General features: G+C 63.9%; 11 protein-coding genes. 5 read left to right on the top strand and 6 right to left on the bottom strand.

Features of this window, described 5'->3' with window-relative positions; translation table 11 throughout:
* Positions 1 to 45 precede the first annotated feature (45 nt).
* Positions 46 to 1878, bottom strand: a complete 1833-nt coding sequence (locus NLI84_RS01255) for an ATP-binding protein (protein WP_255987616.1) — start codon at positions 1876 to 1878, stop codon at positions 46 to 48.
* A 189-nt stretch (positions 1879 to 2067) separates the two neighbouring features.
* Between NLI84_RS01255 and NLI84_RS01250 the strand changes: the two genes are divergently transcribed.
* Complete coding sequence (locus tag NLI84_RS01250; protein WP_255987614.1) at positions 2068 to 3327, top strand: D-amino acid dehydrogenase; 1260 nt, start codon at positions 2068 to 2070, stop codon at positions 3325 to 3327.
* Positions 3324 to 3614 carry a DUF7684 family protein gene (locus tag NLI84_RS01245; RefSeq protein WP_505661168.1) on the top strand — a complete coding sequence of 97 codons (291 nt, stop codon included), beginning with the start codon at positions 3324 to 3326 and terminating at the stop codon, positions 3612 to 3614. Before NLI84_RS01250 ends, NLI84_RS01245 begins: the two co-directional genes overlap by 4 nt.
* 42 nt (positions 3615 to 3656) lie before the next feature.
* Here the strand turns inward: NLI84_RS01245 and rlmD are convergent, their stop codons facing one another.
* Positions 3657 to 5174 (bottom strand): 23S rRNA (uracil(1939)-C(5))-methyltransferase RlmD, encoded by a 1518-nt coding sequence (gene rlmD / locus NLI84_RS01240; protein ID WP_255987611.1) that lies wholly within the window; start codon positions 5172 to 5174, stop codon positions 3657 to 3659.
* Positions 5175 to 5348: 174 nt separating this feature from the next.
* On the opposite strand from rlmD, the gene NLI84_RS01235 reads away from it, so the two are divergent.
* Complete coding sequence (locus NLI84_RS01235; protein WP_255987608.1) at positions 5349 to 7934, top strand: hybrid sensor histidine kinase/response regulator; 2586 nt, start codon at positions 5349 to 5351, stop codon at positions 7932 to 7934.
* 76 nt (positions 7935 to 8010) lie between these two features.
* Positions 8011 to 8901: a ChbG/HpnK family deacetylase gene (locus NLI84_RS01230; RefSeq protein WP_255987602.1), complete on the top strand. Its 891-nt coding sequence runs from the start codon at positions 8011 to 8013 to the stop codon at positions 8899 to 8901.
* 3 nt (positions 8902 to 8904) lie between these two features.
* Here the strand turns inward: NLI84_RS01230 and NLI84_RS01225 are convergent, their stop codons facing one another.
* From NLI84_RS01225 to purB, 3 genes are all read right to left on the bottom strand, one after another.
* On the bottom strand, positions 8905 to 9162 hold the full coding sequence (locus NLI84_RS01225) for a DUF3862 domain-containing protein (protein ID WP_255987601.1): 258 nt from the start codon (positions 9160 to 9162) through the stop codon (positions 8905 to 8907).
* Positions 9163 to 9266: 104 nt separating this feature from the next.
* The gene (locus tag NLI84_RS01220) at positions 9267 to 10739 is read right to left on the bottom strand and encodes a YdgA family protein (protein ID WP_255987600.1); all 1473 of its coding nucleotides are present in this window, start codon (positions 10737 to 10739) and stop codon (positions 9267 to 9269) included.
* 31 nt (positions 10740 to 10770) lie between these two features.
* Positions 10771 to 12141, bottom strand: coding sequence for an adenylosuccinate lyase (gene purB / locus NLI84_RS01215; RefSeq protein WP_255987599.1), 1371 nt, complete (start codon positions 12139 to 12141; stop codon positions 10771 to 10773).
* A gap of 268 nt (positions 12142 to 12409) precedes the next feature.
* Between purB and NLI84_RS01210 the strand changes: the two genes are divergently transcribed.
* Positions 12410 to 13306, top strand: coding sequence for a 2OG-Fe(II) oxygenase (locus tag NLI84_RS01210; protein WP_255987597.1), 897 nt, complete (start codon positions 12410 to 12412; stop codon positions 13304 to 13306).
* Between the two features lie 67 nt (positions 13307 to 13373).
* On the opposite strand, the gene NLI84_RS01205 is transcribed toward NLI84_RS01210, so the two are convergent.
* Positions 13374 to 13958: a hypothetical protein gene (locus NLI84_RS01205; RefSeq protein WP_255987596.1), complete on the bottom strand. Its 585-nt coding sequence runs from the start codon at positions 13956 to 13958 to the stop codon at positions 13374 to 13376.
* Positions 13959 to 14075 lie beyond the last annotated feature (117 nt).

Below are 14075 nucleotides of genomic sequence, written 5' to 3'. Positions count from 1 at the left end.
TTCTGTAAAAGAAAAGCACGCCGTTGCGCATGCTGATGAGGATGCTCAATCGCGCGGGTCGGGCAGCGTGAAGTAAAAGGTGGCGCCGTTGCCTGGCGTGCTCTTGGCCCAGATGCGCCCATCGTGGCGCTGGATGATGGCCTGGGCGATGGCAAGGCCGATGCCGTTGCCACTGCCTTCCTCGGTCTGCTGCAAACGCTGGAACGGCTGGAACAGCCGCATTGCGTAGGCCATGTCGAAGCCGATGCCGTTGTCCTTCACATGGAACACGGTCTGGCCGTTGACCGAGGCGCAATCGAATTCGATCACGGCGTGGCCGGTTTGCTCGGTGAATTTCCAGGCATTGTCGAACAGGCTGTAGAGCGCGGTGCGTATCAGCTTGGGATCGGCGCTGGCGGGAATCATGTCCGGAATGCGCAGCTCGATGTCGCGGGCCGGTTGCAGCGTGTACAGCTCGTCGAGGATATCGCGTGCGACTTGGGCCAGATCGACTTGCTGGCGCCGGACCTCGCTGCGGGCGAGCTTGGACAGCATCAGGAGGTCGTCGATCAGCGAGCTCATGTGGCGCAGTGTGCCGCGCATGCGGGCCACGTAGTTGCGGGCGCGCTCGTCGAGTTGTTCGTCGAAGTCTTCCAGCAGCACCTCGACATAGCCTTCCATGGTGCGCAGCGGCGAGCGCAGGTCGTGCGAGACCGACTGCGACAGCGTTTCCAGCTGATGGTTGGCGGCGGCGAGCGCGCGGGTGCGGATCTCGGTGCCTTCTTCCAGATGACTACGATAGCGCTCCAGCTCGAGCTCGGCTTCCTTGCGAGCGGTGATGTCGATCAAAAAGCCTTGCAGGTGGTGGCCGTCCTCGTCGTGGCGGTGCTCGGCGATGAGCTGTACCCAGACCGTACGCTCGTCGCGCGCCAACAGGCGCAGCTCGAACTCGACCGGGGCCTCGCCGCGCGCCTCGGTGAACAGCTGGTAGGCCAGATGCCGATCATTCGGATGCAGATAGGTTGTCAGGAAGTTCTCGTGGTACCAGATGGCGAGCGGATGGCCAAGCAAGGCTTCGGCTTGCGGGCCGACGTAGACGAAGCGCCATTCCTCGGGATTGGCGTCCCATGGAATCACACGCGTCGATTCGACCAGGCGCTGGAAACGATCCTGGCTCGCGCGCAGCGCCGATTCGATATGTCGGCGGCTGATCAGGTCGGCTTCCAGCTGCAGGTTTTTCTGCTCCAGTGTATCGATCAGCGCCTTGAGCGACTGACGCGTGGTTTCCAGGCTATGGCCCAGTTCCCCCAGCTCGTCCTCGCGACGCCAGATGAAGGGTTCGTCGAGCTGCTTGCGCGCCAGGCGTTTGGACTGGCGCGACAGTGCCGCGAGCGGCCGCACCACGCGCGAGCCCAGCAGGAACAGGATGAGGCCGAGGCTGACGGTCAGCTGCAATAGCACGGCGACGATGGTCTGGCGCTGTTCGTGGCGGATGTCGGCGAACACCGGGCCATCGTCGAACTCGACGGTCACCTTGCCGATCTGGGCGCCTTGCTTGTTCACCACGCGGGTCAGCGTATGCAGCTGGCCGCTACGGCGTTCGGGTCTATCGGCGGAAAGAAAGCTGCCCAGCGCATTGTCGCTGACGATAATGCGCACCACGCGCTCGTCGCTCATCACCGATTCAAGCAAGGGCCGGCCTGATTCGGGCGACAGGTTCCACAGCGGCTCCTGCATGCCCAGCACCAGGATGTCGACGATGCGCGCATGGTCGCGCTTGATCAGCGCGCGCGCGTCGCCGTATTGCGCCTGCAGGCGGATAAAGCCGGCGATGGCGGCTGGAAGCAGCAGGCCGGTAAGCGTGGCCAGGATCAGGGCAGTGCGCAGCGATAGTTTCATGCGGGCGTTGCGGACTCGGGCTGGGTGAGGGGATGCGCCGTGCATAGTCTAGCCGCTATCCACGCCTTGTCGCTCGCTTTCGTCCTTGCATGTTGCGCGTATGCGCCCGGCAAACCGCGCCCGGATTGACATGACGCAGCCCGCTGGCGGTGGGGCGCGGCATAATGGCGGCCTTGCGAGGAGGATGCGATGCGGGTCGTGGTGCTGGGGGCAGGGGTGATCGGCGTGACGTCGGCGTGGTTCCTGGCGCGCGCCGGCTTCGAGGTGACGGTGATCGAGCGCGCACCGGAGGTTGCCCGCGAAACAAGCTTCGCCAACGGTGGCCAGATCTCGGTGTGCCACGCCGAGCCCTGGGCCAATCCCAAGGCGCCGTTCAAGGCGCTGCAATGGCTGGCCGAGGAGGATGCGCCGCTGCTGTTCCGCCCTCGGCTCGATCCGGCCCTGTGGCGCTGGGGGCTTGCCTTCCTGCGTGAATGCACCGCGGCGCGCGCACGCCGCAATTTGCAGTCGCTGGTGCGGCTGGGGCTCTATAGCCGGGCCACGCTGCAGGCATTGCGGCAGGAGCTGGGGCTGGAATACGACGCGCGCACGGCCGGCATCCTGCATTACTACACCGACACGGCCGAGTTCGACGCCGCCATTCCTGCTGCCGCCTTGATGAATGAGGTGGGGCTGGATCGGCAGGTCAAGCTTGCCGCCGAATGCATCGCCATCGAGCCGGCGCTGGCTGCGTCGCGCCGTCCCATCGTCGGTGGCACCTATACGCCGTCCGACGAATCGGGCGATGCGCGCAAGTTCACCGATGCACTCGCTGCACACTGCGAGCAGCTGGGCGTGCAGTTCCGCTACGGTGCGGTACTGCAAGGTTTCGAGCACGAAGGCGGCCAGATCAAGGCAGTCCGCCTGCAAGAGGGGGTGGTGGCCGAGCGTCTGGTGGCCGATGCCTTTGTCGTGTGCCTGGGCAGCTACAGCCCGCTGCACCTGGCGCCGCTGGGCATCCACCTCAATATCTATCCGGCCAAGGGCTACTCGGCGACGATACCGGTGCGCCCCGGGCAGATCGCGCCCACCGTCAGCCTGACCGACGACGGGGCCAAGCTGGTGTTCTCGCGCCTGGGTGATCGGCTGCGGGTGGCCGGCACGGCCGAGTTCAACGGCTACAACCTGGAATTGAATGCGGTGCGCTGCCGCGCCTTGATCGAACGCACCAGCGAGATCTTCCCCGGTGCCGCCGACTACGACGCCGCCGAATTCTGGTGTGGATTGCGCCCGGCCACGCCGAGCAACCTGCCCTATATCGGCCGCAGCCGTTATCCCAACCTCTACCTCAATACCGGTCACGGCACGCTGGGCTGGACCGAGGCTTGCGGCTCCGGCCTCGCGATCGCCGATATCGTGGCGGGCAAGGTGCCGGACGTGGATTTTCCATTCCAGAGCGCCGTGCAATGAAGCGGTGCATCGTTTTGCTGTGTGATCGCCAATACGCTCACGGATATGACGAGTTTCTACGAGGCTTGATTTCAGATGACGTCGAGCTGATCGCCATTGAGGGCGGTGACAGCCAGCAGTGGGAAGAAGCCATCGACTGGCTTTGCATTGAAATCGATATCTTTATCGTGACGACGGCTCACGGTGGGGGAGGCGAGGACGAAGCGATCGCGTTTGCCCACGGGTGGGCGCGGTTAGCCGAGCTGCCATGCAAGGTGGACGTGCTGCATCTGCCTGTGTGGCAGTGACAGCCAACAAAAAACCGCGCCGTAGCGCGGTTTTTTGTTGGATCAGTCTTCTGCTTCGCGCTCGGCCTTGCGCGCTTCCCACGCGGCGCGCTTGGCGGCGCGTTTCTCCTCGCGCGCAGCGACGAGTTCGGCTTCACGGGCCTCCTTCGCGGCCTTGGCGGCGGCGGTGGCTTCTTTCTCGCGGCGCTTGGCGGCCTCACGTTCGGCCGTCTCCTTGGCTTCCAGCGCGGCGACTTCCTCAGGGGTGAGGCCGGGCCCAGTCTTCTCGAACCAGGCGATCGATTCGACGTGGGCGGTGTGTGGGAACATATTGATCACGCCGGCGGCCTTCAGCGTGTAGCCCTTCACGTTGACCAGCACGTTGGCGTCGCGCGCCAGCGTGGCGGGGCTACAGGACACATAGACGATGCGTTTGGGGCCGTGCTCGGCGCTGATGGCCTTGACCAGCGAGATGGCGCCGTCGCGCGGCGGATCGATCAGCATGCGATCGAAGTGGCCCAGCTTTGCCAGCCACTCCTCGGTCATGTCGAAGAGGTTGGCGACGGTGAAGTCAGTACGCTCGGCGAGGCCGTTGTGGCGGGCGCCCTCGAAGGCGCGCTCAACGAGTTGTTGGCTGCCTTCCATGCCGAGCACCTTGGCGCCGCGCCGGGCGATCGGCAGCGTGAAGTTGCCAAGGCCGCAGAACATGTCGGCAATGGTTTCGCCCGGCTGTGGATCGAGCAAGTTGATCGCGCGCTCGACCATCACCCGGTTGATTGCGTGGTTCACCTGGGTGAATTCGGTAGGCTTGAACGGCATCTCGATGCCGAACTCGGGCAGCGTGTACGACAGGCGCGGTGCACCCTGCGGGTAGAACGGGTAGGCGGTGTCCGGGCCCTTGGGCTGCAGCCAGATCTGCACCCGCCACTGATCGGCATACGCCTTCAGATGTGCTTCGTCGGCGGCGGTGAGCGCTTCCATGATGCGGAACACCAGCACTGTCACGTTCTCGCCGACCGCGACCTCGATCTGCGGCATGCGATCGAAGATCGAGAGCTTGGCCACCAGCTCGCGCATCGCCGGCAATTGCTTGGCCACATGCGGTACCAGCACATGGCACTCGGTCATGTCGGCGATGTAGGACGAGCGCTTTTCGTGAAAGCCGACCAGCATGCCGCCCTTCTTGGCCACATGGCGCACCGACAGCCGCGCGCGGTGGCGGTAGCCCCAGGGCGAGCCGTAGATGGCGGGCAGGATGGCTTCGGGCGTGACATTGCCGATGCGGCGCAGGTTTTCCTCAAGCACGCGTTGCTTGGCGGCGACCTGGCCAGAAAACTCCATATGCTGCATCGAACAGCCGCCGCAGATCTCGAAGTGCGGGCAGCGTGGCGTGGTGCGCAGATGGCTCTCGCGCAGGATCTGCCCCACCTGGGCGTTCTCGAAGTTCGCCTTCTTGCGATAGCTGTTGTAGCTCACTTCCTCGAACGGCAGCGCGCCGTCGATGAAAATCACCTTGCCGTCGGCGTGGGCGACGCCGTGACCTTCGTGGTCCAGCGATTCGATATGGGCGATGCGGGTCATGGGCAGACAGGACGGCGAGAAAAACCCGCCATTATACCGGCTCAACGCCGACCTTGCCGCGTGATAAAGCGGGAACTCTGTTCAAACAACGACCGCTGCGCTGTTCGCTGCGTTGCGGTGCATCATTGGCGTTATGATGCGGTTATCGATAAGTGCTTACGCACAAATTTCGAAATGAAGAAAACAACTTCGCATTTCCATCTGGGTGAGCTCGCACAAGCCCAGGACTGGGAAGTCTTTACCCGGGAAACCGTCGCGCATGCGCTGACCGCGTTCGACGCGCGTCGCGCCTTGCTGGCGCTGCCGCATGGCGCCAGTGCGCTGATTCATGCGCAGGCCATGGTCGGCGCGCGGCCACTGTCGTTTGCCGAGCCGCAGTCGCCGCTCGATTTCTACGGTGTGGCGAGCGAGGAACTCGACTGGCAACTGCGCGAGCCGGCGGTGTCGCTGCGTGCCACCGAGTATCCGGCGCGTGAGATCTGGGACGATGTGGCGCTGACGAGCTCGGAGCTCTATCGGTTGATCCTGCCGTTGTGCCTGGACGATGGCCTCGTCGGCATGCTCTATGTGGAATTCAACGACGCGCCGCGCGTCAGTCAGTTGCTGGAAAGCGCGGCGTTCCGGGTCGAATGCGAAGCGCTGGCGCAGATGCTGCTGGAGCGCTCGCAGGCCCACCTGCATGGTCATATCAGTTCGGTGGACGAGCTGACCGCGCAGCTGCAGGCCAGCCTGACCCGTGCCGAGGAATACCGCACGCTGCTGCAGAAATTGCATGGCGTGACGCTGAAGCTGACCGAGGCACGCGATCTTGACGAGTGCTACCGGCTGGCCGTCACCCTGGGCATTTCCGAGCTCGAGTTCGATCGCATGGCGGTGTTCGAAGCCGAGCTCAGCCAAAATGCGATGCGCGGCACCTACGGCACCGACAGCAACGGCCAGGTGACCGACGAGCATTGGTTCCAGAGCTCGTTGCCGCTGCATCCCATGGTCAAGGAGGCGCTGAAAAAGCCCGATACGGTGATCGTCAACGAGGATGCCGCGCTCTATTACGACAAGGTCGTGGTCGGCCGTGGCTGGAATGCGCTGGCCGGACTGTGGGTGGATCACCGCTTCATCGGCTGGATTGCCTGCGACAATTTCCTGCACCGGCGGCCGTTGCAGCCGTACCAGCGCGAGGTGCTCAAGCTGTTCGCGTCCATCCTGGCGCAGCTGATCCGGGTGAAGCGCGCCGAGCAGGAAACGCGCGAACTCAACGCCCAGCTGTCGGCCCAGGCGCAGGAGCTGGCGCTGGCGCGCGACGCCGCCGAGGCTGCCAACCAGGCCAAGAGCGAGTTCATTGCCACCATCAGCCATGAAATCCGCACGCCGCTGAATGGCATCCTGGGTTTTCTGCAGCTCTTGACGCAGACCCACCTGACCGATGAGCAGCGCGAGTACGTCGCCACCATCGGCCACTCGGGCGAGACGCTGCTCACGCTGATCAATGATCTGCTCGATTTTTCCAAGATCGAGGCCGGCAAGCTGGAATTGACGCGTGAACCGTTCGATCTGCGTGTGGTCGCGGCACAAGCCTGTTCCATCCTCGCCGCGCGCGTGGCCGAGAAGGAGCTGACGCTGACGCTCGATATCGCCGACGACTTGCCAGCTGGCTATTTCGGCGATGCAGCGCGCCTCAAGCAGGTGCTGGTCAATCTGATCGGCAACGCACTCAAGTTCACCGAAGCGGGGCGCGTGACGGTGCGGCTCGATCACGATGCCGGCGCGCCGCGCATCGCGATCATCGATACCGGCATCGGCATCGCCGCGGGCAAGATCGATCAGCTGTTCAGCCGCTTCTACCAGGCCGATTCGGGCTCGACCCGCCGCTATGGCGGCACCGGGCTGGGGCTGGCAATCTGCAAGCTCTTGGTCGAGCTGATGGGGGGCGAAATCGGCGTGCAGTCACAGGAAGGGCAGGGCTCGCGCTTCTGGTTCAAGCTGCCGGCCGAACCCGCCAATCCTGGGCCAGAATGGCAGCTGCAGTGGGAGCCGTTGCCGCATCAGCTGGCCTTTCTCGCCGGGCGACGCGTTGCCTGGCACGGTGAGCTGCCATGGCGCGGCGAGATCGAACGCTATCTGGAGCGCGCCGGTGCGATCTGGTGCCAGCCGGCCGAGGCCGAGGTGCTGCTGTGCGACGAGGTGCGCGCACAAGGCGAGATACCCTGCGTGGTGTTTGCCTGGCATCCACCACGCGACGACGGCGCGCTGACCCGGTATCTGATCAAGCCGCCGCTGGGCAAGATGGCGCTGGCACGCGCACTGCATACGCTGCTGGTCGGTGCGCGCGAGGATGCGAGCGAGTCGGTGCCCGAACGCGTGCGCGGCCGCCATCGTATCCTGTTGGCCGAGGACAGCGCGGTGAACCAGCGGGTGGTGGTGCGTTACCTGCAGCAGTTCGGCTACGACATCGTCACTGCGGAAAATGGCTTGCAGGCCGTCGAGCTTGCCGACGCGCAGCCGTTCGATCTGGTGCTGATGGACTGGCAAATGCCGGTGATGGACGGGCTGGAGGCGACGCGAAGACTGCGTGCGCACCCCGAGACGCGCATGCTGCCCATCATCGCGCTGACCGCCAATGCGCAGGCCGAGGGCGAGGCGCTGTGCCGCGATGCTGGCATGGACGCCTACCTCGCCAAGCCGCTGGATCTTGCCCGGCTGCGTGGCATGATCGAGCAGCTGCTCGACGTCGGCGCGGCTGTGCCAGCCTTGCGTATTGCCTAGACGGTTGAGGTAAGCTTACGGCGGCTCGTTATACTGGTTCCAGCCCTGCCGAATCAGGCGGTGACGAGGAGGAACCATGAACACGCTGCAACGGCTCGGTTACGCCGAGCACGACCGTATCCTGATCCTGCATGCTGACGATATCGGCATGTGCGAGGCGACCGTATCAGCCTGGCGCGGCTTGCTCGATGAAGGCCTGCTGACCTCCGCCTCGGCGATGGCGCCCTGTCCATGGTTTCCGGCCGCAGCAGAGCTGGCACGCGAGCGTGGCCCGGCCGCGGACCTGGGACTGCATCTGACGCTCAATTGCGAGTGGAACGTCTATCGCTGGGGGCCCGTCACCGGGCCGGGTCACGGGTTGACCGACGACAGCGGCTATTTTCATCCCAGGGCCATTCATACGCATGCCGCCCTCGACCTGATGGCGGCAAGGCGCGAACTGGCTGCACAGGTCGATCGGGCGCTGCAGCTCGGCATCGTGCTATCCCACCTCGATAGCCACATGCTGACGCTGTTCCATCCCGGCCTTGCCACCATCTATCTCGATCTGTGCCGTGAACACCGGCTGCCGCCGCTGTTGCCGCGTACCGCTGCCGAGGTATCGCGGCTGGCTGTGGTGTCGGACGAATGGGGTGAGGCGGTGGCGCAGCAGGCGCTGGCGGCCGAGGGGGCGGGCGACGCCATGCTGCTCGATAGCTGGGAGGTGATGCCGTTCAACGCCCATACCGAGCCCGAGGCACGCCTGGCGTGGGTCTGCGACTGGCTGGATACGCGTGGGCCGGGCGTGCATTGTCTGGTCGGCCACCCGGCTAACGATACGCCGGAGTTGCGGGCCATTGCGCACAAGGACTGGCCAACCCGGGTGGCTGATCGGCAGCTACTGGGTAGCGATGCCTTGCGCCAGGCCATTGGGGCGCGCGGTTTCAAACTGAGTGGCCTGCACGCCTTGCGCGAGGCGCTGGGCTGATGCTCAGCTTTTTTGCATGTCCTTGCTGAACACCTGATCGTTGACGAAACGGATGGTCAACGTGGTGTCGCCGCTTTGCCAGATGGCACGCTCGCCCGAGAAGCCGAGCATGCTGGCGCCATCGGTCTGGTCGGGTTCACCCAGAAGCTCGATCACCGCGCTGCGCGGCATGCCGGATTCGATCTTGGCGTATTGCTCGGGAGTGAGGCGGCTACAGGCGATGAGCAGGAACAGGCTGGCGAAGAGCACGGCAAAGCGCATGGCGATATTGCTGGGTTGGAGACGACAGTGCTTACGATAACCCAGCCAAGCGGCGGCGGCGAGAGGCCACCGCTTGTCGTGGACCGGTGAGGCCGCTGGCCTGCTCAATTGTCGTCGAGTTCGGGCGGCGCTTCGGCTTCGGGTTGCGACGCATCCCACGGCATAGGCACTTCGCGACCGTTGAGCACGAAGCGGCCTGCAGCGAGCGAGGCGCGTGCCGACAGCGTTTCGCCGTCGATGCGGATCAGGTTCTGGCTGGCCATGCGTTGCAACTGACCTTCGACGAACTGGTTGACCAGGAAATCGAGATCGGCCTCGGCGATCTGGCTGTCCGCCCCGCCGAACATCACCCGCGCCTGCCAGCTCGCCACCGTCTCCACCACCTTGCGCGGCATGCTGAAATCGGCGTCGGCGTTGAGCTTCTTCACGAATAGCGCCGGCTGTTCCAGATCGCTGCGCTTGAAGCCCTTGAGGTTGACGTGGCCGGCGAAGCGGATGTCGCCATCGGGCACGCGCACGTGCAGCGATTTCACCGCCAGCGTCGGATCGTGCTCCAGCAGCGGCAAGCCTTCCTCGCGCGCGAGCTTGAGCAGCGCCTCGGTCAGCTGTTCGCGATCGGTGCTTTGCTGTTGCAGGCGAGTGAGCTCACGACCGAGTTTGGCGAGCGTGGGCGCGTGCAGATGCTTCGCTTCGGTCTGCAGCGTGGCGGGGCCGTACTGCTGGCCGTTGATGGTGAGCTTGGCCAGTTGCATGTCGGCGCTGCCGTCGACGAAATCACCGGTCTCGTTCAAGCGGCTGGTGTAGCCGAGGTTTTCCATCCTGAGCTTGAGCGGATGGCCTTCCAGCAGCTCCAGCGCCAAGGCGCGTACGCTGGCGCTGGTGGTGCCCAGCATCAGCGTGCTCTTGCCACGTACTTGATCGAGCTTGAGGCTGAGCCCTTCCAGCGCAAAGCTGCCCTTGTCGCGCACGGTGCCGGTAAGGCCGGGCACGCTGGCGTCGAGCTTCACCTTGTCGAAATTGCCGTCGTAGTCGATGCGCGCGGCCAGCCCCTGCCATTTCACCTTCACGCCGGCCAGCGTTTCCTCGTACTCGAAGGCCGGAATGTTGACCGACATCTTGCTGTCGTCACCAAAGCTGATACGGTTTTCGACGCTGATCGGTTTTTGTTCGCCAAACAGCTTGGCGAGAAATTTCCGCGTCTCGGGCGAGAAGGCGAAGTCAGTGGTGACCACGGCCTTGTAGGGCATCGGGTTGCCCGACAGCAACAGCGGCAGCGGGCCGTGCCGCACATGCTGCGTGTAGCGCACTTCGAATTGCGGCAACGGCTCGCCTTCGCGTTCGAGCACGAAACGGTAAAGTTGAGGATTGAGCTTGAGCGTGGCGGTCTCGGTCGACGAGAACCAGCCACGGCGGTAGCTGCGATCGCTGATCACGAAGTAAGGCAGGCTGGCCAGCCATTGATGCTGCTTGGCGAGCGTCTGCTCGACCGCGCGGCCAGACCACCAGGCGCCGCCCATGTAGGCGGCGGACAGACCCACGGCCGCCGCGGCGGCCACGATCAGCACTTTGCGTTTCAAGCGAATTTCCTCTTGCTGGAGCGGGGGGCGATCAGATGCGGCGTGCCAGTTCCTCGGCCTTGCCGAGGTAACTGGCCGGCGTCATGGCCTTCAGTCTTTCCTTCTCGGCGGCCGGGATCTCGAGGCCGTCGATGAACACGGCGAGCGTTTCGCGCGTCATGCCGCGCTGGCCACGGGTGAGCGCCTTCAATTGCTCGTACGGGTTGGGCACGCCGTAGCGGCGCATCACCGTCTGGATCGGCTCGGCCAGCACTTCCCAATTGGCGTTCAGGTCTTCCAGCATCGCCTGGCGGTTCACTTCGAGCTTGCCCAGGCCCTTGGCGAGCGAGGCGTAGCCCAAGAGCGCGTAGCCGATGCCGACACCCATATTGCGCAGCACGGTCGAGTCGGTGAGATCGCGCTGCCAGCGGCTGATCGGCAGCTTCTGCGACAGGTGGGTCAACATGGCGTTGGCCAGGCCCAGATTGCCTTCGGAATTCTCGAAGTCGATCGGGTTGACCTTGTGCGGCATGGTCGAGCTACCGACTTCGTTCTTGTTGACACGCTGCTTGAAGAAACCCAGCGAGATATAGCCCCACACGTCGCGATCGAGGTCGATCAGGATGGTATTGACGCGCGCGATGGTGTCGTAGAGCTCGCTCATGTAGTCGTGCGGCTCGATCTGGATGGTGTAGGGATTGAAGCTGATGCCCAGCCCCTCGACAAAGCGGTGGCAGAAGCTTTCCCAGTCGAATTCCGGGTAGGCGGAGAGATGGGCGTTGTAGTTGCCGACCGCGCCGTTGATCTTGCCCAACAGTTCGATCTTCTCCAGTCGCGCCAGCTGGCGCTCAAGCCGGAATGCAACATTGGCGATTTCCTTGCCCATGGTGGTGGGCGTGGCGGGCTGACCGTGGGTGCGGCTCATCATCGGCGCGTCGGCGAGCTCGTGCGCGAGCTCCTTGAGCTTGCCGGTGATCTCGCGGATGCGCGGCAGCAGCACGGTGTCGCGCGCGCCCTTGAGCATCAGCGCATGGCTGAGGTTGTTGATGTCCTCGGACGTGCAGGCGAAGTGGATGAACTCGCTGGCGGTGGACACTTCGGCGTTGCCCGACAGACGTTCCTTCAGCCAGTACTCGACCGCCTTCACGTCATGGTTGGTGGTGCGTTCGATGGTCTTCACTTCGACCGCGTGCTCGGGGGAGAACTGGGCGACGGCGAGATCGAGTTCGGTAATGGTCGCGGCGGAGAACGGGTGGATCTCGGCGATCGCGGGCTCGGCGGCCAGCGCCTTCAGCCACGCCACCTCGACAGCGACACGGCTCTTGATCAGCGCGTATTCGCTGAAGTGGGGGCGCAGGTCGGCCAGTTGCTTCTCGTAACGGCCGTCCAGCGGCGACAGCGCGGTCAATGCAGTCAGTTCCATCGGGTACCACTTAAACAGTTGAATCAAACCCGAAATTCTAACACAGCGCCGTGCCGTCTCCGCGCGAGCTTGCCGGCGGGCGATTTTTAGCCGCCTCGTCATATTGCGTTGCAGCAGTCTGCCTGGATTGGACACTTGTCGCATATCGTGCGCCGCAACACGGATTCAGGATGACAAGGCGAGGATAGTGTTGAAGAATGACCTTATAAGCTTACAAAAAGCATTACTACCTATAAATCCAAAGACGATTGATGGAGGAAGTTTGTTGATGAGCAAGATCACCCATTTGTCCCCCGAGTGGCAGTCCTGGATCCTGGAAAATCTGGGCCGTGGCTGCACCCCGCAATCGCTGGTCGAAGTCATGGTCGGCAAGAGTTTCGACCCCATGTTTGCCAACGCCATCGTGTTCCATTTCGTCTCGGCCAGCGGCCAGGGGCAGGGCGCGACGGCGGTAACGCTGCCGGGCGCGGAAAGCGGTCAGCAGCGGGCGATCAAGTCCGGCTATGCCTACGAGACGCCGCGCATCCCGATGCAGGGCAGCGTGATCAAGACCGCTGATCGCGACGTGAAGGTCGTGATGCGCGTCGAGAAGCCCGTGGTGCTGGTGTTCGACAACCTGCTCTCGCCCGAGGAGTGTGACGAGATGGTGCGGCTGTCGGAAAAGAAGCTCAAGCGCTCGGCCATCGTCGATCCGACCACCGGACGCGACGAGATCATCGATGATCGCACCAGTTTCGGCACCTTTTTCCACGTGCGTGAGAGCGAGTTCGTCGCGATGCTGGACGAGCGCCTGTCGCAGCTGATGCAGTGGCCGGTGGAGAAGGGCGAGGGCATCCAGATTCTCAACTACCAGGTCGGCGGCGAGTACAAGCCGCATTACGACTATTTCCCGCCGCAGGATCAGGGCAGCCACGTGCATCTGAAGAATGGCGGCCAGCGCGTATCCACGCTGATCATGTACCTGAACGATGTCGAGGACGGCGGCGAGACCATCTTCCCGGAGCTCGGCCTGTCGGTGACACCGCGCAAGGGCTCGGCCGTGTACTTCGAGTACTGCAACAGCACGAGCCAGGTCGATCCGCTGACGCTGCACGGCGGCGCGCCGGTCCGCAAGGGCGAGAAATGGATCGCCACCAAGTGGATGCGCGAGCAGAACTTCAGCTAAGCCGCACAACTAAGTAGCGCAACGAACCCGGCCGAGGCCGGGTTTTTTTGTTTGCGCAGCCTAAGCTTCAGTATGCCCGGCCGCGGGCCCGCACCCGACCCAGGCTGCCTGGCATCACCGCCAGGATGAGGGCGCCAGACAGCGCGAACAGCAACACGAGCAGATAGAGGCCAAGTTGCAGCGTATAGGGCTCGCGATAGCTCCAGTCCCGGGCGACGCCGAGCATGGCCGCGAACAGCCAGCTGCTGCAAGACAGGGCGCCCAGCGTGCCGACGATCAGGCGCTCCTGCAGTGGCAGCTCGCAGAACGAGAGCCGCACCGTGAGGAGGGGAAACACGATGCGGTGCAACAGGGCGCCATTCAACGTCAGGATCAGCACCACGGTGAGCTTGGCCCAGAGCTTGGGATTGGCGAGATAGTGGCTGCCATCCTTGGCGTAACCGAGCACGATCATCATCAGACCGGTGCCCCACAGCAAGACCAGCAGGCGTGTCACCATGAGCTGCGTGTGTTCCAGATAACGCCGCCGCGTGCTGTCGAGTACCTGGCCGCGCCAGCCCCAAAGCCGATAGTCCGCCTTGAGCACCGCTACGAGCGCAAAGCACACGGCGATCAGGTGTGCGTAGAGCACCCCGAGCTTGATCGTTTCCATTGTCCCCATCCTCAGTTTGTCGCAGTGGGCCTGTGCCGACCCTGAGTCCGATCATAGTGAGGGCTTACAAGTGCGGCGAGGCCGTCCGGCGAGGGATTGCTGCCGTTCTGCCTGTTG

The organism is Chitinolyticbacter albus, from assembly GCF_024437655.1.
Lineage (GTDB): Bacteria > Pseudomonadota > Gammaproteobacteria > Burkholderiales > Chitinibacteraceae > Chitinolyticbacter > Chitinolyticbacter albus.
This window is presented reverse-complemented; position numbering and strand designations above follow the sequence as displayed.

Excerpts from the sequence above, each read along its gene's own strand:
- NLI84_RS01255 (WP_255987616.1), bottom strand. The coding sequence starts at position 1,878 with ATGAAACTATCGCTGCGCACTGCCCTGATCCTGGCCACGCTTACCGGC.
- NLI84_RS01250 (WP_255987614.1), top strand. The coding sequence starts at position 2,068 with ATGCGGGTCGTGGTGCTGGGGGCAGGGGTGATCGGCGTGACGTCGGCG.
- NLI84_RS01245 (WP_505661168.1), top strand. The coding sequence starts at position 3,324 with ATGAAGCGGTGCATCGTTTTGCTGTGTGATCGCCAATACGCTCACGGA.
- rlmD (WP_255987611.1), bottom strand. The coding sequence starts at position 5,174 with ATGACCCGCATCGCCCATATCGAATCGCTGGACCACGAAGGTCACGGC.
- NLI84_RS01235 (WP_255987608.1), top strand. The coding sequence starts at position 5,349 with ATGAAGAAAACAACTTCGCATTTCCATCTGGGTGAGCTCGCACAAGCC.
- NLI84_RS01230 (WP_255987602.1), top strand. The coding sequence starts at position 8,011 with ATGAACACGCTGCAACGGCTCGGTTACGCCGAGCACGACCGTATCCTG.
- NLI84_RS01225 (WP_255987601.1), bottom strand. The coding sequence starts at position 9,162 with ATGCGCTTTGCCGTGCTCTTCGCCAGCCTGTTCCTGCTCATCGCCTGT.
- purB (WP_255987599.1), bottom strand. The coding sequence starts at position 12,141 with ATGGAACTGACTGCATTGACCGCGCTGTCGCCGCTGGACGGCCGTTAC.
- NLI84_RS01210 (WP_255987597.1), top strand. The coding sequence starts at position 12,410 with ATGAGCAAGATCACCCATTTGTCCCCCGAGTGGCAGTCCTGGATCCTG.
- NLI84_RS01205 (WP_255987596.1), bottom strand. The coding sequence starts at position 13,958 with ATGGAAACGATCAAGCTCGGGGTGCTCTACGCACACCTGATCGCCGTG.